The 16,186-nt window shown below is 50.7% G+C and carries 23 protein-coding genes; 14 read left to right on the top strand and 9 right to left on the bottom strand.

The annotated features are described in order from the left end of the window. Window positions 1-42: 42 nt before the first annotated feature. The 3 genes from lpdA (at window position 43) to BLW37_RS13105 (ending at window position 2,356) form a co-directional block, all read left to right on the top strand. A complete protein-coding gene (gene lpdA, locus BLW37_RS13115; protein WP_091343570.1) occupies window positions 43-1,458 on the top strand; it encodes a dihydrolipoyl dehydrogenase in 1,416 nt (471 codons plus the stop codon). Between the two features lie 132 nt (window positions 1,459-1,590). After that, on the top strand, window positions 1,591-2,007 hold the full coding sequence (locus tag BLW37_RS13110) for a guanyl-specific ribonuclease (protein WP_091343568.1): 417 nt from the start codon (window positions 1,591-1,593) through the stop codon (window positions 2,005-2,007). Further along, on the top strand, window positions 1,991-2,356 hold the full coding sequence (locus tag BLW37_RS13105; protein ID WP_091343566.1) for a barstar family protein: 366 nt from the start codon (window positions 1,991-1,993) through the stop codon (window positions 2,354-2,356). Before BLW37_RS13110 ends, BLW37_RS13105 begins: the two co-directional genes overlap by 17 nt. 135 nt (window positions 2,357-2,491) lie before the next feature. Here BLW37_RS13105 and BLW37_RS13100 read toward each other — a convergent pair whose 3' ends face one another. The 4 genes from BLW37_RS13100 to BLW37_RS13085 all read right to left on the bottom strand — a co-directional run bounded on the left by BLW37_RS13100 (window position 2,492) and on the right by BLW37_RS13085 (window position 4,124). Beyond that, window positions 2,492-2,980, bottom strand: coding sequence for a hypothetical protein (locus BLW37_RS13100; RefSeq protein WP_091343565.1), 489 nt, complete (start codon window positions 2,978-2,980; stop codon window positions 2,492-2,494). After that, the gene (locus BLW37_RS13095) at window positions 2,977-3,231 is read right to left on the bottom strand and encodes a hypothetical protein (protein WP_091343563.1); all 255 of its coding nucleotides are present in this window, start codon (window positions 3,229-3,231) and stop codon (window positions 2,977-2,979) included. The genes BLW37_RS13100 and BLW37_RS13095 overlap by 4 nt, the downstream gene beginning before the upstream one ends. Further along, the gene (locus BLW37_RS13090) at window positions 3,231-3,509 is read right to left on the bottom strand and encodes a hypothetical protein (protein ID WP_091343561.1); all 279 of its coding nucleotides are present in this window, start codon (window positions 3,507-3,509) and stop codon (window positions 3,231-3,233) included. Before BLW37_RS13090 ends, BLW37_RS13095 begins: the two co-directional genes overlap by 1 nt. A 72-nt stretch (window positions 3,510-3,581) precedes the next feature. Further along, the gene (locus BLW37_RS13085; protein WP_091343560.1) at window positions 3,582-4,124 is read right to left on the bottom strand and encodes a GNAT family N-acetyltransferase; all 543 of its coding nucleotides are present in this window, start codon (window positions 4,122-4,124) and stop codon (window positions 3,582-3,584) included. A 126-nt stretch (window positions 4,125-4,250) separates the two neighbouring features. Between BLW37_RS13085 and BLW37_RS13080 the strand changes: the two genes are divergently transcribed. The 3 genes from BLW37_RS13080 (at window position 4,251) to BLW37_RS13070 (ending at window position 5,534) form a co-directional block, all read left to right on the top strand. Further along, complete coding sequence (locus BLW37_RS13080; protein ID WP_091343558.1) at window positions 4,251-4,574, top strand: hypothetical protein; 324 nt, start codon at window positions 4,251-4,253, stop codon at window positions 4,572-4,574. A gap of 142 nt (window positions 4,575-4,716) precedes the next feature. After that, window positions 4,717-4,986: a Rho-binding antiterminator gene (locus BLW37_RS13075; protein ID WP_091343556.1), complete on the top strand. Its 270-nt coding sequence runs from the start codon at window positions 4,717-4,719 to the stop codon at window positions 4,984-4,986. Continuing rightward, window positions 4,986-5,534, top strand: a complete 549-nt coding sequence (locus BLW37_RS13070) for an MgtC/SapB family protein (protein ID WP_425426627.1) — start codon at window positions 4,986-4,988, stop codon at window positions 5,532-5,534. The genes BLW37_RS13075 and BLW37_RS13070 overlap by 1 nt, the downstream gene beginning before the upstream one ends. A gap of 32 nt (window positions 5,535-5,566) precedes the next feature. Here BLW37_RS13070 and BLW37_RS13065 read toward each other — a convergent pair whose 3' ends face one another. Beyond that, complete coding sequence (locus tag BLW37_RS13065) at window positions 5,567-6,223, bottom strand: DUF4377 domain-containing protein (RefSeq protein WP_091343552.1); 657 nt, start codon at window positions 6,221-6,223, stop codon at window positions 5,567-5,569. A gap of 102 nt (window positions 6,224-6,325) precedes the next feature. On the opposite strand from BLW37_RS13065, the gene BLW37_RS13060 reads away from it, so the two are divergent. Beyond that, on the top strand, window positions 6,326-6,718 hold the full coding sequence (locus BLW37_RS13060; RefSeq protein WP_091343550.1) for an acyl-CoA thioesterase: 393 nt from the start codon (window positions 6,326-6,328) through the stop codon (window positions 6,716-6,718). 266 nt (window positions 6,719-6,984) lie between these two features. Further along, complete coding sequence (locus BLW37_RS13055; protein ID WP_171907621.1) at window positions 6,985-7,686, top strand: substrate-binding periplasmic protein; 702 nt, start codon at window positions 6,985-6,987, stop codon at window positions 7,684-7,686. 10 nt (window positions 7,687-7,696) lie between these two features. Here the strand turns inward: BLW37_RS13055 and BLW37_RS13050 are convergent, their stop codons facing one another. Further along, window positions 7,697-8,188 (bottom strand): aldolase/citrate lyase/malate synthase family protein, encoded by a 492-nt coding sequence (locus tag BLW37_RS13050; RefSeq protein ID WP_245785733.1) that lies wholly within the window; start codon window positions 8,186-8,188, stop codon window positions 7,697-7,699. A 159-nt stretch (window positions 8,189-8,347) separates the two neighbouring features. Here BLW37_RS13050 and BLW37_RS13045 point away from each other — a divergent pair, with 159 nt between their 5' ends. From BLW37_RS13045 to BLW37_RS13030, 4 genes are all read left to right on the top strand, one after another. Then, complete coding sequence (locus tag BLW37_RS13045; RefSeq protein ID WP_091343546.1) at window positions 8,348-9,856, top strand: DUF3612 domain-containing protein; 1,509 nt, start codon at window positions 8,348-8,350, stop codon at window positions 9,854-9,856. A 61-nt stretch (window positions 9,857-9,917) separates the two neighbouring features. Then, window positions 9,918-10,325, top strand: coding sequence for a YacL family protein (locus BLW37_RS13040; RefSeq protein ID WP_171907620.1), 408 nt, complete (start codon window positions 9,918-9,920; stop codon window positions 10,323-10,325). Window positions 10,326-10,488: 163 nt separating this feature from the next. Next, a complete protein-coding gene (gene glnK / locus BLW37_RS13035) occupies window positions 10,489-10,827 on the top strand; it encodes a P-II family nitrogen regulator (RefSeq protein WP_091343543.1) in 339 nt (112 codons plus the stop codon). Window positions 10,828-10,838: 11 nt separating this feature from the next. Beyond that, window positions 10,839-12,110: an ammonium transporter gene (locus BLW37_RS13030; RefSeq protein ID WP_091343542.1), complete on the top strand. Its 1,272-nt coding sequence runs from the start codon at window positions 10,839-10,841 to the stop codon at window positions 12,108-12,110. 204 nt (window positions 12,111-12,314) lie between these two features. Here BLW37_RS13030 and BLW37_RS18720 read toward each other — a convergent pair whose 3' ends face one another. After that, a complete protein-coding gene (locus BLW37_RS18720; protein WP_171907619.1) occupies window positions 12,315-12,467 on the bottom strand; it encodes a hypothetical protein in 153 nt (50 codons plus the stop codon). A 794-nt stretch (window positions 12,468-13,261) separates the two neighbouring features. Here BLW37_RS18720 and BLW37_RS13020 point away from each other — a divergent pair. Beyond that, complete coding sequence (locus BLW37_RS13020) at window positions 13,262-14,194, top strand: Dyp-type peroxidase (protein WP_091343537.1); 933 nt, start codon at window positions 13,262-13,264, stop codon at window positions 14,192-14,194. A gap of 18 nt (window positions 14,195-14,212) precedes the next feature. Here the strand turns inward: BLW37_RS13020 and argR are convergent, their stop codons facing one another. Next, window positions 14,213-14,680: a transcriptional regulator ArgR gene (argR, locus tag BLW37_RS13015; RefSeq protein ID WP_091343761.1), complete on the bottom strand. Its 468-nt coding sequence runs from the start codon at window positions 14,678-14,680 to the stop codon at window positions 14,213-14,215. 167 nt (window positions 14,681-14,847) lie between these two features. On the opposite strand from argR, the gene mdh reads away from it, so the two are divergent. Further along, a complete protein-coding gene (mdh, locus tag BLW37_RS13010; protein WP_091343535.1) occupies window positions 14,848-15,786 on the top strand; it encodes a malate dehydrogenase in 939 nt (312 codons plus the stop codon). 63 nt (window positions 15,787-15,849) lie between these two features. Here mdh and BLW37_RS13005 read toward each other — a convergent pair whose 3' ends face one another. Continuing rightward, window positions 15,850-16,185, bottom strand: a complete 336-nt coding sequence (locus tag BLW37_RS13005; RefSeq protein ID WP_245785741.1) for a bactofilin family protein — start codon at window positions 16,183-16,185, stop codon at window positions 15,850-15,852. Window position 16,186 lies beyond the last annotated feature (1 nt).

Below are 16,186 nucleotides of genomic sequence, written 5' to 3'. Positions count from 1 at the left end.
ACGCACGCTGCCACTATGGTTCACAAGGTGAAAGGTATAACGATGAGCAAAGAGATCAAAACGCAGGTCGTGGTATTGGGCGCAGGCCCTGGTGGCTATTCTGCAGCATTCCGTGCTGCCGACTTAGGCCTGGACGTAACCCTGGTAGAAGCCCGCAGCACCCTGGGCGGTGTTTGTCTGAACGTGGGTTGTATCCCTTCCAAAGCCTTGTTGCATGTTGCCAAAGTGATTGACGATGCCAAAGAGATGGCATCACACGGCGTGACTTTTGGTGCGCCGGAGATTGATCTGGATAAAATCCGTGCCTGGAAAGACAAAGTGGTTGGTCAACTGACCAAAGGCCTGGATGGCATGGCTAAGATGCGTAAAGTGAAAGTGGTGAACGGCTACGGCAAATTCACCGGTGCCAACACCCTGCAGGTCGATGACACCACCATCACCTTTGAACACGCTGTCATTGCTGCCGGCTCTGAGCCAGTGTCGCTGCCGTTTATTCCAAAAGACGACGACCGTATTATCGACTCGACCGGCGCGCTGGAATTAAAAGACATTCCTGGCGAAATGCTGGTATTGGGCGGCGGCATCATCGGCCTGGAAATGGGCACAGTGTACCGGGCACTCGGCTCCAAAGTGTCGGTCGTTGAATTTGCCGACCAGCTGGTACCAGCGGCGGATGCCGATATCGTCAAAGCCTACACCAAGTTCAACAGCAAAAACTTCACCATCATGCTGTCGACCAAAGTGGTGGGCGTGGAAGCGAAGAAAGACGGCCTGTACGTGACCTTTGAAGGCAAAAACGCGCCAGAGAAAGCGGTACGTTACGACAAAATCCTGGTGGCAGTTGGCCGCAAGCCAAACGGCAACCTGCTGGATGCGGCCAAAGCCGGCGTCAACGTGGACGAGCGTGGCTTTATCAATGTCGATAAGCAGCTGCGTACCAATGTGAAGCACATCCACGCCATCGGTGATGTGATTGGCCAGCCAATGCTGGCGCACAAAGCGGTGCATGAAGGCCATGTTGCTGCCGAAGTGATTTCGGGCATGAAGCATTACTTCGACCCACGCGGTATTCCTTCGGTGGCTTACACCGATCCGGAAATGGCCTGGGTAGGTGTGACCGAGAAAGAAGCCAAAGAGCAGGGCATTAAGTACGAAGCAGCGACCTTCCCATGGGCTGCCTCTGGCCGAGCTATCGCTTCTGCCCGCACTGAAGGCTTCACCAAGCTGATTTTCGATAAAGAAAGTCACCGCATCATTGGTGGTGCCATTGTTGGTATCAACGCCGGTGAAATGCTGGGTGAAATTGGCCTGGCCATTGAGATGGGCGCCGATGCCGAAGACATCGCCCTAACCGTGCATGCCCACCCAACGCTGAACGAGTCCATCGGCCTGGCAGCCGAGATCTACGAAGGCTCGATCACCGACTTGCCAAACCCAAAGGCAAAGAAGAAAAAGTAATATTTCTTCATTAAATCGCATTAAAAGGCCGCAAATGCGGCCTTTGTTGTTTCTGTGCAACTTGGTTTTAGAATGTAGTATGATTTTTTATAGTTGCGTTGAATAGACAGTGTCTTAAAAAAAGGATTTTCCATGAAGAAACTGCTTGTTGTACTACTGGTTCTGGCCGGTCTTTACCACTTTTACCAGGGCGATAGTGGCCAGCTATCGGTAGCTCCAGGAGCTGAAGTAACTCAGTCTGGCAGTAGTGCACAACCGCGCATGCCTGCCCAGCAGTTGGAACTGCAAAAGACGCTGCAGCGGATCCAAAGCAACGGCCCATTTCCTTATGACCGTGATGGCATTACCTTCCACAACCGGGAGCGTTTATTGCCGATTCAACCCCGAGGTTACTACCGCGAATATACGGTGGATACACCAGGTCTGTCGCATCGCGGACCAAGACGAGTAGTCACTGGAGGAAATCCGCCGGTAGTCTTTTATTACACTGAAGATCACTATCAGTCCTTTCGTCGCATCAGTGGTGATCCATATGAACGCATTCATTGACAATCCAACTGTGCAGCTTCGGCATGAAGCTGCTCCGGCCGATGCTGTCTGCCTTGCTTGCAATGGTCGTGTAGATAGAGAAACGATGCTTGCCTGCCTTGCCACTCACTTTCAGTTTCCAGATTGTTTCGGCAATAATTGGGATGCAGCTTATGATCTGTTGCTGGATAAAGTGGATGCACTGGCGGTGGACACAAGTTGGCGTTTTAGTTCAGGCTCAGCTGTGCACACAGATCCCGAGGCCATCACCAGCTTTTTGCAGCTGATGCAGGATCTGGTTGATTATGCATCCGACCGAGGGATCCGATTACAAGTTGAGCTCTTTCTGGACTCTGGTGAGGTAGATTGATTGACGACTATCGCAGTAATCACTACTTGCTTCGGATTCTGCTAAGACTCTATTACCGATGTGCCGTACCCAAAAGCAAAGAAAAAAGTAATCTTTGTTGTTGATAGAAAGTGATGGTTCAAGGTTTTCAAACTGCTATTTCGCATTCTCAGCGCCTTTCGCTAGAAAAGAACAAGTGAGTTGGCTTTTCTGGGATTTGCTCAAATCGGTAAGGTAAGCTTGTTCCAAACGAACGTAAATCAAGCTGCTGCCTCTGGCTACTCTGGAAATTGATGCAGGGTTTGAGCAGGGAAAATAGCCTGCATACTCGAATCTATTTTTCTGCGCGAATGGAATGAGGTAGGCAATAATCACGCTGCCAATAAACCAGCCCATCAGCAACAGGCCTGCGTGTCGATAGATAATGCTGGTTTTGTGTTTTAATCCCGTATACTGCACCAGGCTAAGCAGCCAAAAAATAGACATCAGCAGTACAGCACTTACGCCCGAGTCATATGCAATGACAGGTTGCTGCTGTTGCAGCGCTTGTTCTACACGGCAGATATCGTAAACTAGGTAACCTACCGCAAAGACAGCTAGTATATTTAAGAAAACAAATACTAGCTGTGCAGTTTTAGGTTTCATCCGGGAGTTACTCCTTTACGCTGGAACCTGAAGAAGCTGACATGCAATGTTCTGTAAAACGACTCACTGAATTTCTCAGCAATATCAGCAAGCTCAAGCAGGTAAAGGGACATTTGGGGCGGTGCTGCCGTTGTTGAGTCGAGCCCTGCTATTCTGATTGCCTGGCTGGCGGCGCTAGGAAGATGCTGGTTGCAGTAGCGTCGGTCACTGAAACAAACATAGCGATAGCGCAAAGTCAGGGGTTTTTTCATCAATACTCGCTTTCATCATCCAGCACCCGACAAACCCGAAAGTAGCCATCGTGCTCGCACTCCATCTCGGGTTGCTTGGGTTTACCGCGAATTTTCTGCCGCAAGGTTTGAAACAACGCCACATCGGCTTCCATGCCCATCTCTGAGAAGGGGCCTGAATCATGCATGTTCTCTCGGGGTGTGGATGTTTTTCGATCCAGCTCGTTATCGAGCACAGCCCCTACCACGGTACAACCTTGCATCATTAGAGTCACGGTTAAGATGATAATTTTTATCATTGATAAAGCCTGATGTTTACAGATTGGCTAATGCTAAGCATGTTAGCTTAACGACCGCTGAATTCTATTGGGTTAAACTGCTACCCGATAGAGCACCGCATCCAGTTCGCCGAAGGAATCCTGGTGGCGATACTTTTTCACAAACTGCATACCGAGTTTGCGCATCACGCCAATGGAGCCCAGGTTGTCTTCGACCGCAATGGCCGATAAATAGCGAACTTGCGGTTTATCGGCCAGCACGGCTGTGGCGACGGCCTGGGCCGCTTCGCTGGCATAGCCCTGGCCCCAAAAGGCACGCTTAAAGCGCCAGCCAATTTCTACATCGTCTTCGGCAGGTGCATCGGTATCAAAGCCCATAGGCCGGATCAGCACCCAGCCAAGATACGCCTGGTCACTTAACCGGCGCACCTGCCAAATACCAAAGCCATGCTCGGGATCCAGGTACTTCGCCATGCGAGGTAGCATGGTATGTTCAATATCGGCCATGCTGCTGCGCTTACCGCCATTCAAGTAGCGCATCACTGCTTCATCCTGGTCCACTTCGTACAAGAGTGCGGCATCCTGCATGCTAAGCAAGGTAAAGCTTAGTCGATTGGTGTCTGGGATACTCAGCATGATAGCGCTCCTTTTGTGTGAATTTTGTGGTGTATCAAAGCTGTGCTATGGTTCATCCTGCACTCGAAAATAGATGTTTATTCAGGCAGCTGATGATATGTCGCTGCAATCGCAAGGATAGCTTTTATGCTCTCGAAACATCAATACCGCATGGCCGGATGGGCGTTCGTTCTTTATGGTGGTTCTGGCGTGATCTGGTTTTTTAACCTGCAGCTGTTAGATATCAGCTACCAGCCTTTCTTACATCAGTTGCCGATCCCGTTCTTGCTGCACGTGAACCTGATACTTATGATTGATTTTTTAACCTTGCTTTGTGGTATCTATTTGCTCAAGCAACATGCGCCTGTGCATCGGGTGGCACTGCCCGTTGCTATGGTAAATTTGCTGGCGCTGCCCATTGGCACTCTGGTGGGTGGTTTGTATCTGTGGTTGTACTACAAAGCAGAGTAAGGGCTTTGCTGCCGGTTGAAGGCTCTCCTATCAATTCTGTCGCGACTTCAGTTGCAACAAGGTGTTGAAATCTGGTGCTTAAGGTTGTTTGGGTTGATAACTGAGCTACACTCAAATCAATCACATCGCCTTGGAAACTTGTATGATTATCGACTGCGATCAGCACGATTGGGTAGAGATTTTTTGTTTGCGCCGGCAGCTGCTGTTGTTGAATTTACTGGATGGCACGGCCCTGACAGTAAGAGCGACAGATACCCGCAATACGGTCGAGCAAGAGTACCTGCTATGCGAAACTGCCAGCGGTGAGCGGGCGATTCCTATGCTGGCTATCGCCAGTATTCAACCGCTGCATGACTGCGGCCAGACGGATGGTGAAGCAATACAGCTGAAGCTGCAGGAAGCTCCCAAATGATGGAACTGTCTGAGCTATTGGATTTAAGCCCACTGGCCTGGCAGGAAATTGCCACTGCTTTGTTTTGTGGTTTTGTAATTGGCCTGGAGCGGCAATTGCGTGGTAAGCCAGCTGGTATTCGTACCTCGATTTTAATTGTACTGGGTACCTATGTGTTTATTGCTGCCTCGGTGTCGACCAATACCGAAATGACCGATCCTTCCCGGATTATTGGCCAGGTGATTACCGGGGTGGGTTTCTTAGGCGCGGGTGTAATGCTGACCCGCGATGGTATGGTACTGGGTGTAACCTCCGCTGCAACTATTTGGATGCTGGCAGCCGTTGGCGTTTGCATAGGAATTGGTCAGGATGCGGCGGCTATCAAGTTATCCCTATTGGTGGTGGCTGTGCTGGTAGGTATCGATGTGCTGGAAAATTCGTCTTCGGCGATGCGCCGGGGGGTGCACCGCACATACAGCGAATGGACAGAGCGCAATGGCCATTTGTTCCGCCGCAGGAAAACAGACTCAGTTGCTAAAACTACCGACCCAGATGATCCGTTACGATGACGGGTCTGCATTGAGCAAACCTGTCATTGAACCTAGTCTTCATCACGGTAGTTGCCAAAGGCACAGGTTGCTTGGGATGGATAGGTATAGTTCAGATCCGTTGGTTCAAAGCAAATCACTTTTATCAGGGTCAGTGGCTCATCACTGTGTTCGGGGACCATGATCTCCAGACGCACCGACATTTCTTCATGCTCGAGTAAGTCTGCCAGCAAGATGCAATCGGAGTCTGCCAGACACACCAGCTCCCTACTAAACAAGCGATAGCCATCCTCTTCCGTGGAAAAACTGTATTCAAGTGAAAGCAGTGATATTTCGAAGGGCGCGGACAAATCAGCCGCTGTTTTCTGATAAGGCTCAAGCAACCGAATGGTCGTTAAAGGTTTGCTGATCCTAGGGTCAACCACGGTGGTTGTTTCGATTCTTAAGCGATAATTATAACCCCATTCATAACGAAAGTCTTCGGTGGAGAAATAGCCAATCAGGTTGAGGTTGCCTTCGGCATCGGTGCCTTCAAAGCAGGCCATATAGCCAAAAGGCAAGCCGCTACACTGCTGCAAAACGGGGCCAAACTCCAGGGTACGCTGGGAGACAAAGGTTTCAACCTTGCCAAATTCATCGTCATCGCTAGAGCAAGCGATGAGTAGCAAGCTACAGCTAAGCAGTAAAAGTCTGGTAAAATGATCCTTCATAGAGAACTCCTTAATTTTTTACTATTTTTACACTAAAAGTACTCTATTGAATAACGTTTATTTGTTACTGTTTGTAATGCACGTGCGGGAGAGCATCATTGTATGACTGAGCGATTTGAACTGGAATTTAAAGTACGTGATTACGAGTGCGACATGCAAGGTATTGTGAATAACGGCGTTTATTTCAACTACCTGGAGCATGCCCGCCATGAATTTTTGCACAGCAAAGGCATTGATTTCGCTGAGCTGGCTCGTCAGCAGGTGAATCTGGTGGTGGTGCGCTCAGAAATGGATTACAAAGCACCCTTGCAAAGCGGCGATCACTTCGTGGTCACGGTCGCTTATGAACCCATCTCAAAACTGCGCTTTGGTTTTCGCCAGCAGGTGATCCGCAGTGACGATCAGAAAGTGATGTTGGAAGCTTTGGTGATTGGCACGGCGGTTAATGCAAAGGGACGGCCTTTTGTTCCGGAGGCTTTAAATTTACTGCAATAGAATGGGGGCAGGAAAGCACCATATAGAAGATAAACCTCTAAAAAAATGATTATTAGTCATTTCTAATCTGTCGGCTTGTTAACAAGTGGCTATGCTTAGTACATGGAAGTTTCAGAAGGATGCTTGTTATGGCTGCCGGACTGAATGGGTATTCCTGGCCCCGGCGTATGGTATCCTGGTACCGTACCTACCTGCTTTGTGGGTTGCTCTTGTTCTCCTCACACCTCTTTGCAACTCAGCCAGCTCCTGCGACGAACACCTTCCAAATGTCAGACACGCTTCGCGTTGCGATTGCTGCTGAAGATTATCCGCCTTTTTATTATCAGAATACTCAAGGGGAGATGGATGGTTTTTCAGTAAGGGTATTGCTCGCGGTGAGTCAGCAGTTAGCGCTTTCAGTCCGTTGGCAGCGCTTGCCCTGGAAACGCTTAATGCATCATGTGCAGGAAGGCAGAGCGGATCTGGTTCTGGTGATGTACCATACCGACAGCCGGGCTGAGCAATTTCTCTTTAGCGATGTCAGTTATTTGCAGGATGCGATCGTGTTGTTGTGCCATCGACCCTGTGATACTGAGTTTGATGGCGATGAGCATGCACTGGCTATGAAAGAAGTGGCGCTGGTACGGGGGTTTTCCTATGGCGAAGTATTGGATGCTTTGCCATTGAATGCGTTGACCATGGTGGAGTCCGATACTATGTTATTGCATCTGCTGGCTCATGGTCGACTGAAGCTTGGTATTGCTTCCTATCTGACGGTAAGTCGTTCTGCTCTGATGCAGCAGCAAAATCCACCCTTTGAGATCCTGCAACCTTTTCTCGCTGCGGTGGACATTTACTTTGCTTTTAGTCGACGTAGCTTGCTGAGCTCTGCCCAAATACAGGCCTTTAATCAGGCCTTAGTCGATTTTGTGCAAAGCCCTGAGTACAGGGCTCTTCGTACTGAGTATCAGCTGGATTTACCGGATTAACGGCTCTGCTTTAATCAATCTGGTAATCCTCGCCATCCGGTGCTGTGAACTGCTTGCTGGTGGCGGCGAACTGGCGGCCATGCACCAGGCTGAACCAGGCTTGCTGTTCAGGCAGCTCAATCTGAATATCATTGATGCCGGCCGCATCGCTGTGTTCGCAGTGACCCAGGCTGATTTCAACATGGCGGCCATCCTGCATCAATACAATGGCATCCGGTGCGCTTTTACGGCCACATAAAGCGACAAACTGACCGGGTTGTTGCAGGCCTGCTTTGCGTCCATCGGCAAAGTAAGCCAGCAGATGCTGGTAGTACACTTCGTACTGGCAGACATCGCGGTGCGAGCCTTCCGTTAGCGGAAATAGCTTATCCAGCAAGCCTTTGGAATACGCCATGACTTGCTGCACATGATGTTCGTTCAATTGATGGATCTGGCTGATTTCTTGCTGGATCAGCGGTTGAACATCGCGCTTTGTGGTGGCGGCTTGTGTCATCGTATTCATTGTCAATTCCTCACTCTCTATCCGTATGGTTTGCCCGTGGTTCATGCCACTGGTGCTGTCGGGTACCGGCAGGGAGTTATTGCCCTTGCTCGATTTTTAGTCTAGGCTAATTTTTAGAGTAATTTGACAATAAAAATTTTACAGTGTGAATTTTACAAAATGAAAGCCAATAAATCCTTACTGCGAAAGTCCCACTTTCTGGGCACAAAAATACGAAACTTGCGTAAACGCAATCACTTAACCATGGATGATTTGTCGACGCGTTGTGTGCGGGTCAGTCCTGAGTACGCACCCTCGGTCTCGTACTTGTCGATGATCGAGCGGGGTAAGCGGGTGCCCAGTGTCGAGATGTTGGAAGTGATTGCCGAGGTTTTTCAAAAGCCACTGGATTGGTTTTTGGATGGTGAGGAGCAGCAGGAAGATATTATTCCTAATAAAGGCAGCCGTGGCGGCATTCATGGCATGCCACTGGAGCCGGGTTTCTTGTTCTCGCCAGATATTCTGCAAATTGCTTTGCCAGAAATGCTGTCGCAAACCGGCACCAGTTCGCGTCAGTTTGCCCAGTTACTGATCCGGGCTCATCAGGAGCATCATCAGAATCATTTTCCCGAGCTGGAGCGAGCGGCTGAAGAAATTGGTTTAAAGCGGATGCCGCTGAGTGTCGAGGACTTGCTGCAACTAGCAAAGGCGCAAGGCTTGCACATCAGCTGGTTCGATGAAGCGCCGGCCGAAGTGCTGGATGAGCTGGGCGTACGCAGCAACAATGTCCCTACGTCCTGGTTCGAGCCGCCCAAAGCGCTAAAACTGAACCGATTGTTGCAGCAGTTTCCAACCCGACTGAAATACGAACTGGCGGTGCATATTGGTCATGCTGTGTTGCACAACAAAGATGGCGTGAAAAGCGCTATGTCGGTTGGGGGAGCGCACAACGCCGGTGCTATGGTGACCGACCGGGTGTCACCGGAAGATATTCTGCATGCCTGGCGTGACTTTGAGTCCAGTTTTTTTGCCGGGGCGTTGCTGTGTCCAAAAGTGCCGTTTCGCCAGTTATTGGACCGCCACGGTTATGAAATCAGTAGCCATAAACTGGCTGAAGTGTCGGCTTCGGTAGCGATGCGGCGGATGACGGCGGTATCCAGCTACCCGCATTGGCATTACTTTGACGCCTATACGCCAGGTAAACTGAAAGCTGTGTATCGGGGCAATGGCATCCCACTGCCGTGGGGCAATATGCGAGCGGTCGATGACCCTTGCCAGCACTGGGCGGTCTTTCGCATGTTTGATGTGCCTGGTGAGGGCAGCTCAGCTCAACTATCGCTGCTGGATGTGCATGGCCGGCCGCGCATTTACTGCTGCGAATCGGTGCGGGTAAAGGATCTGGCCGGTAATGCGCATGTGCTCTGCGCCGGTATTGACCTGAACCCAGCTTTGGAAGCGCAAGGGGTGGATGCCGATAGCCTGGCGGCCGATATGAAAGCACGCTGCATTGCCGAAGGGGGCGGTGCGAAGATCCCTGGTTCGGTCCGAAGCCCCTTGATCAGTGTGGCCAATATTCTGAATATCAACTGGATAAGCCGCAGCCTGGATAAGCCAGCTGAGCTGATTTGCTCGCGCGGCACCAGTTGCCCGCGCCAGCCATCCTGTTATCAGTGCCCTGAGCGGAAATAGCCGTCGATGCACAGCATGGTGGTTGGCTTTGCGCTATAATCCAGAGCAGGAGGTAAGCACTGTGGATTACGAATTTTATTACAGCCGGGACAGTGGCAATTTTAGTTTGCAGCTACCATCCGAGCAGGATGCGATAGCTCGTTTCCTGCTGGATGAATTTGTGCTGGATCAGGCAGGTTATCATGGGCTGCTGCGGGAGCTGCATGCGTTAGGTCAGCACAGCAGCTGGCAGTATCAGGGCAAGAACTGGTCACTCTTTGTCGAAGATGGGGATGTGCTGGTGTGCCATCACTCTTTGCTGGAACTGGAGCATGAACCCTTGCCGGATAAACTGGCTGGCAGTGAGCTCACGCTGGATGAGGACAATTTACAGGCAGAATGTGGCCTGGTCGATTTGATTAAGCTGGTAGAGCAATGGCAGGTGTTCGTCGCTGGACAACAGGCCAAACTGAACGGCGCTTACCGCTAAGCCTGCACTTTTGCTGGGAACAAACGCACCTTCTTGGTGCGTTTTTTTATGGCTAAACGCAAAATAAATAATTTATTCATTGTGATTCAGTCGCTTACAAAACTGGCACACGACTTCCTTATGCTGATGGCAACCATAACGATAACCCCAGAAGGAAACATCTATGAAGCTTGTATGTGCCATCATCAAGCCCTTTAAGCTGGACGATGTTCGCGAAGCCATCGCGGAGATTGGTGTTGAAGGCTTAACGGTCACCGAAGTCAAAGGCTTTGGTCGGCAAAAAGGGCATACCGAACTCTACCGTGGGGCAGAGTACCAGGTGGACTTTCTGCCGAAGGTCAAACTGGAAATTGCTACCCTGGATGAGCATGTTGATCGCTTGATCGCAGCCATTGAAAAAGCTGCCTGCACCGGACGCATTGGTGACGGCAAAATCTTTGTGTTTGAGCTGTCGCAGGTGGTACGGATCCGTACCGGTGAAACCGACGCCGACGCCATCTAGGGAGAAACAGCATGCAAGAACAAATTTATCACTTACAGTTTGCCATGGACACCTTCTACTTTCTGATGTGTGGTGTCTTGGTGATGTGGATGGCCGCTGGCTTCTCCATGTTGGAAGCTGGTATGGTGCGCTCCAAAAACACCACCGAAATTTTGACGAAAAACGTCGCACTTTACTCCATTGCCTGCATCATGTACCTGATCTGTGGCTACCAGTTGATGTATCAGGGAGGCTTCTTTTTAAGTGGCATTACTGAGCTGGATGTCGATGCTACCCTGGCTGAATTTGCCGGGCGGGAAGATGGCTTTACCGGTGACTCTATTTACGCCGGCGCCTCGGATTTCTTCTTCCAGGTGGTCTTTGTGGCAACTGCGATGTCGATAGTATCTGGTGCTGTGGCAGAGCGGATGAAACTGTGGGCCTTTTTGGTGTTCGCTGTGGTGCTGACTGGGGTAATTTACCCGGTACAAGGCGGCTGGACCTGGGGTGAGCTGCCAGTGTTTGGCTTGTATGATTTGGGCGAGCTAGGTTTTTCTGACTTTGCTGGTTCTGGCATAGTGCATATGGCGGGCGCCTCTGCTGCATTGGCTGGTGTGCTGCTATTGGGTGCCCGAAAAGGCAAGTACACGGCGGACGGTAAAACGCATGCAATTCCGGGCGCCAATATGCCGTTGGCAACCCTGGGTACTTTGATCCTGTGGATGGGCTGGTTTGGCTTTAACGGTGGTTCGGTATTAAAGCTGGGCGATATGGCCAATGCCAACGAAGTAGCTATAGTGTTTGTTAATACCAATGCGGCAGCTGCCGCCGGTGCCATTGGCGCTCTGATCCTGTCAGTAGTGCTGTTTCGTAAAGCTGATTTAACCATGGTGCTGAATGGTGCCCTGGCGGGTCTGGTGGCTATTACGGCGGAGCCTTCTACCCCAACGCCATTGCAAGCCACGGTCTTCGGTGCCATTGCGGGCTGTATCGTGGTCGGGGCTATTATCGGCATGGATAAGTTGAAAATTGACGATCCGGTCGGTGCCATCTCAGTGCATGGTGTGGTTGGTTTGTTTGGCCTGTTACTGGTGCCATTAACCAATAGCGACAGTAGCTTCAGCGGCCAGCTAATTGGTGCCGCCACTATTTTTGTCTGGGTCTTTGCAACCAGCCTGGTGGTGTGGGCGATTCTGAAGCAAGTGATGGGCATTCGTGTCAGCGAGCAGGCGGAATACGAAGGGGTCGATCGGAGTGAGTGTGGTGTGGAAGCCTACCCGGAATTTGTATCTTCAGTAAAGTAATGGAACCGGGAGATGTCGGTGGCGTCTCCCGGCGCCTCGCGGATTCGGCCTTACCCAGAGGTAAAGCCGGATTCGCCGGAACCTGAGGGTTGGAGCCACCAAAATTCTATGGAAGTAGTGAGATCATCTCGCTGCAGCTTGGTAAGGGCAGCGGGATTTATTTATCGGGGAAAAAAGAAACCGCCACAAAAGAAAACGGCCGCACTACAAATAGCGGCCGTCTTGCGTCTTGTGCTCAGCATCCTGCTGTTGCTGTCCTTGCCTGGCTTCCTGTGCCCTCGTCCCGAAGGTTCCCTGCCTGGCTTCCTGCCGTGTCCTGCTGTCCTTAGAGGTGGCTTCTTGCTGCCTCACACTCATCCTGAGTGGTCCTGCTTCATCCTTGGGTTCCATCTGCGCTAGTCAATCGAAATCCTGTCGATCGTGGCGTCCTGCCTGGTCCCTTTAATGACTTTATCCTAAAGTCACTTGCTGTCCGTTGCGTGTCCTATTATCCTTAGAAGCTGCTTCCTGCCGCCTCACACTCATCCTGAGTGGTCCTGCTTCATCCTTGGGTTCCATCTGCGCTAGTCAATCGAAATCCTGTCGATCGTGGCGTCCTGCCTGGTCCCTTTAATGACTTTATCCTAAAGTCACATGCTATCCATTGCGTGTCCTGTGCATCCTGCCCCAGCTGCCTTGCCATGGTCACTCATCCTGAGCGAGTCCTGAGGTCGTCCTGACCAGCATCCATTGCTTGCATGTCGTCCTATCATGCGGGTTCGTCCTGAACCTGTCCTGAATCGTCCTTCACACACCCTGTGCATCGCTATTCACTTAAAATGACATATAATAAGTGACATCCTGCTGCGTCTTGTTCATCCTGAACCTGTCATCCGCTGACATGGTTATTATCTGCTGAACCAGCGGCGACAACCAGCGAGTGTAAGAAAAAATCTTTGCTGTCATATTATTGTAAAAGTGAATTTTATTTTTAATTTATATATAAAACAGTAGGATATGTGCGGAAGGTGAGGTGCGTAAGGCAGCTTTTGCCGCTTTGGCGCACTTGTTTGTGAGATATGTCTCACAAGGAAATAGGATAATTGTCTTTTTAGCTCGCTGGACAAGGCGAAGCTTTACCACTGTTCAAGGATTAAAGGAGTACAAAACGCATGGCAAGAGAGCAACTGGGCATCTGTGCGGAAGCCAATTTGCATGGGGATTATCTGCTTTTAAATGCGTTGGATGGACAAGAAAGCTTTATCAGACAGCAACTGGCGCAGATCCCTGCACTGCTCAGCCAACTGGCTGATCACTTCTCCGAAGCCATGCTGACCGGCGTGGTCGCCATTGGCGCCAGTTACTGGGATAGTTTGTATCCTCAGGCGCGGCCAGCAGGTTTGTTGCCTTTTCCTGTGTTGGAGTCATCCGAGCTATTGATGCCGGCCGACTCGTTTGATCTGCTGTTGCAAATTCGCTCTGATCGGCAGGATGTCAATTATCTGGTAGCGCAGCAGGTCTACCAGATGTTGGCACCTGCGGTTGAGCTGGTGGAGCAAATGCGCGGCTTTCGGTATCTGGATGGCCGTGATTTGACGGGCTTTATTGATGCACCAGAAGCGGTTCGTGGTCGCAAACGGCGGGAACTGGCACTATTGACTGTGGAGCAGGAGCCGCAGTTCGCGGCTGGCAGTTATCTGCATCTGCAGCGCTTTCGGCACGATATTAAGCGTTGGCAGTTGCTACCTGTCTCCGCTCAGCAAGCCATTATTGGTCGTAATAAAGCCGATGGTGACTGGCTGCCCTTGGCGCAGTTGGAAGCGGACTGCCACAGCTTGTGTTTTTATCAGGATAAAGATCGCCAGCAGCCACTGCCGCTTTTGACTCAAAACATGCCTTTTGCCGATTTAAAGCAACAAGGACTGCTCTGGTTGTCGTACAGCGCAGACAGCACCGCTTTTGAAACCCTGATGCGGCAGCGGCTGGGTTTAAATGAGTTGGCGGTTGATGCTTACGATCGCCTGCTGGATTACAGCCAAGCCGATCTCGGGGCGGCATTTTTTGCCCCTTCGGTTAGCTTTTTAGAGCAGTTTGAGCGTGGTTGAACCTGGCCCCTTTAGGGACTAGACCTTTTCAAACAGCTCGGTAACTTTTTCCAGCGTAAAATTGATATTTTTTACGCTGATTGGAGCTATAAAGATAGTATCGTCACCGGCGATGGTACCCAGCACGCCTTCTGCTTTGCCAACGGAGTCCAGCAGGCGGGCGATCAACTGAGCGGCGCCAGGGCTGGTACGAATGATGATCATCACATCGTTGTGCTCGATATCCAGTACCAACTGACGCAGAGGGCTTTTGGTGGTCGGCACCCCGAGCTCTGGTGGTAAACTGTATACCATTTCCTGCTTGGCATTGCGGGTGCGCACAGCGCCGTATTTGCTGAGCATGCGCGACACTTTGGACTGACTGACGTTGTCAAAGCCCAGGGCTTTGAGTGCATCGACGATATCGCCCTGTGAGCCAAAGCGTTCTTCTTTCAGCAAGTTTTTAAATGCCTGGATCAGGGCTTCTTGTTTGGATTGCTTGGTCATAATGGTCACTTTTCTATACGGCTGCGCTATTCTGGCAAGGTCAGTGCAGGATGTTATATTACTAAAGTCTGTGCAGTAAATTAACTCAAAATGGGGTAAAATACCCGCGATTTTATTCAATGCATGCATATTTATGCCTGCTTACCAGTTGAACAAGGGGATTTCCAATGAAAGTAGCTGTGTTAGGTGCGGCCGGTGGGATTGGCCAGGCGTTATCGTTGTTATTGAAGCTGGACTTGCCAGCCGGGACTGAACTGGCTCTGTATGACCTGGCGCCAGTTACTCCAGGCGTAGCCGTGGATTTAAGCCATATCCCAACCGCTGTACAGGTAAAAGGCTATGGTAAAGATGATTTGGCACCGGCCCTGAAGGGTGCTGATGTGGTGATGATTCCGGCCGGTATGCCACGCAAGCCAGGCATGGACCGCTCCGATCTGTTCAATGTGAACGCTAATGTGGTGAAAACCCTGGCGGAAGCCATCGTCGAGCAGTGCCCGAAAGCCTTGGTTGGCGTCATCACCAACCCGGTCAATACCACGGTTGCCATTGCGGCTGAAGTATTCAAAAAAGCGGGTACCTATGATCCGCGTCGTTTATTTGGTGTGACTACGCTGGACGTGATCCGTGCAGAGACCTTTGTCGCTGAATTAAAAGGTAAGAACCCAGCGGATATCACAGTACCGGTGATCGGTGGGCACAGCGGTACCACTATTCTGCCTTTGTTGTCTCAGGTCGCGGGTGTTAGCTTTACTGACGAAGAAGTAGCGGCGTTAACGCACCGCATTCAGAATGCCGGTACCGAAGTAGTGGAAGCCAAAGCCGGTGGCGGTTCAGCGACTTTATCGATGGGTCAGGCAGCGGCGCGTTTCTGCGTGTCTCTGGTGAAAGGCTTACAAGGCGTGGAAGTGACCGAGTACGCTTATGTGGAAGGGGAAGGTGAGCATGCCCGTTTCTTTGCACAGCCACTGGTGCTGGGTAAGCAGGGTGTTGAGCGTCTGTTGCCAATCGGCAGCCTGAGTGCCTTTGAGCAAAAAGCCATGAACGAGATGTTGCCAACCCTGCAAGCGGACATCAAGTTGGGTGAAGATTTCGTGCATAACGCTTAATTGTTTGATTTTTAATAAAAAAACCGTGCGTAGGCACGGTTTTTTTATGGGGGTAGATGATGATTAACTGGCAGAACTGTCTTTTTTGCTAGCTTTCTCGTTGCTTAACTCAGCCTTGGCTTCATGCTGCTGCAGCTTGACGACCTGATCTTCCGTAGTCGGCTGGCTCTCGCCAATAAAATGGCCCCCTCGTTCAATGCTTAGCTCATCGCTGTGGATGGTACCCTGGGCTTTACCGTGCGGCAGAATTTCCACATGGTTGGCATAACACTCACCTTCAAACAGGCCATTGATGATCACTTTATCCGCAATGATCTCACCTTTCACCCGGCCGGAGCGGCTGATGATCAGGGTTTTTTCAGTGTTAATCTTACCTTCCATGTAACCATCGACATGGATA

Origin of the sequence: Alkalimonas amylolytica, from assembly GCF_900107845.1 — a bacterium.
Lineage (GTDB): Bacteria > Pseudomonadota > Gammaproteobacteria > Enterobacterales > Alteromonadaceae > Alkalimonas > Alkalimonas amylolytica.
The sequence above is the reverse complement of the archived record's forward strand: the minus strand, read 5'-3'. Positions and strand labels throughout refer to the sequence as shown.

Bases quoted from the DNA above. Each gene is read 5' to 3' on its own strand.
- lpdA (WP_091343570.1), top strand. From the start codon at position 43: ATGAGCAAAGAGATCAAAACGCAGGTCGTGGTATTGGGCGCAGGCCCT.
- BLW37_RS13110 (WP_091343568.1), top strand. From the start codon at position 1,591: ATGAAGAAACTGCTTGTTGTACTACTGGTTCTGGCCGGTCTTTACCAC.
- BLW37_RS13105 (WP_091343566.1), top strand. From the start codon at position 1,991: ATGAACGCATTCATTGACAATCCAACTGTGCAGCTTCGGCATGAAGCT.
- BLW37_RS13100 (WP_091343565.1), bottom strand. From the start codon at position 2,980: ATGAAACCTAAAACTGCACAGCTAGTATTTGTTTTCTTAAATATACTA.
- BLW37_RS13095 (WP_091343563.1), bottom strand. From the start codon at position 3,231: ATGAAAAAACCCCTGACTTTGCGCTATCGCTATGTTTGTTTCAGTGAC.
- BLW37_RS13090 (WP_091343561.1), bottom strand. From the start codon at position 3,509: ATGATAAAAATTATCATCTTAACCGTGACTCTAATGATGCAAGGTTGT.
- BLW37_RS13085 (WP_091343560.1), bottom strand. From the start codon at position 4,124: ATGCTGAGTATCCCAGACACCAATCGACTAAGCTTTACCTTGCTTAGC.
- BLW37_RS13080 (WP_091343558.1), top strand. From the start codon at position 4,251: ATGCTCTCGAAACATCAATACCGCATGGCCGGATGGGCGTTCGTTCTT.
- BLW37_RS13075 (WP_091343556.1), top strand. From the start codon at position 4,717: ATGATTATCGACTGCGATCAGCACGATTGGGTAGAGATTTTTTGTTTG.
- BLW37_RS13070 (WP_425426627.1), top strand. From the start codon at position 4,986: ATGGAACTGTCTGAGCTATTGGATTTAAGCCCACTGGCCTGGCAGGAA.
- BLW37_RS13065 (WP_091343552.1), bottom strand. From the start codon at position 6,223: ATGAAGGATCATTTTACCAGACTTTTACTGCTTAGCTGTAGCTTGCTA.
- BLW37_RS13060 (WP_091343550.1), top strand. From the start codon at position 6,326: ATGACTGAGCGATTTGAACTGGAATTTAAAGTACGTGATTACGAGTGC.
- BLW37_RS13055 (WP_171907621.1), top strand. From the start codon at position 6,985: ATGTCAGACACGCTTCGCGTTGCGATTGCTGCTGAAGATTATCCGCCT.
- BLW37_RS13050 (WP_245785733.1), bottom strand. From the start codon at position 8,188: ATGAATACGATGACACAAGCCGCCACCACAAAGCGCGATGTTCAACCG.
- BLW37_RS13045 (WP_091343546.1), top strand. From the start codon at position 8,348: ATGAAAGCCAATAAATCCTTACTGCGAAAGTCCCACTTTCTGGGCACA.
- glnK (WP_091343543.1), top strand. From the start codon at position 10,489: ATGAAGCTTGTATGTGCCATCATCAAGCCCTTTAAGCTGGACGATGTT.
- BLW37_RS13030 (WP_091343542.1), top strand. From the start codon at position 10,839: ATGCAAGAACAAATTTATCACTTACAGTTTGCCATGGACACCTTCTAC.
- BLW37_RS18720 (WP_171907619.1), bottom strand. From the start codon at position 12,467: ATGAGTGTGAGGCAGCAAGAAGCCACCTCTAAGGACAGCAGGACACGG.
- BLW37_RS13020 (WP_091343537.1), top strand. From the start codon at position 13,262: ATGGCAAGAGAGCAACTGGGCATCTGTGCGGAAGCCAATTTGCATGGG.
- argR (WP_091343761.1), bottom strand. From the start codon at position 14,680: ATGACCAAGCAATCCAAACAAGAAGCCCTGATCCAGGCATTTAAAAAC.
- mdh (WP_091343535.1), top strand. From the start codon at position 14,848: ATGAAAGTAGCTGTGTTAGGTGCGGCCGGTGGGATTGGCCAGGCGTTA.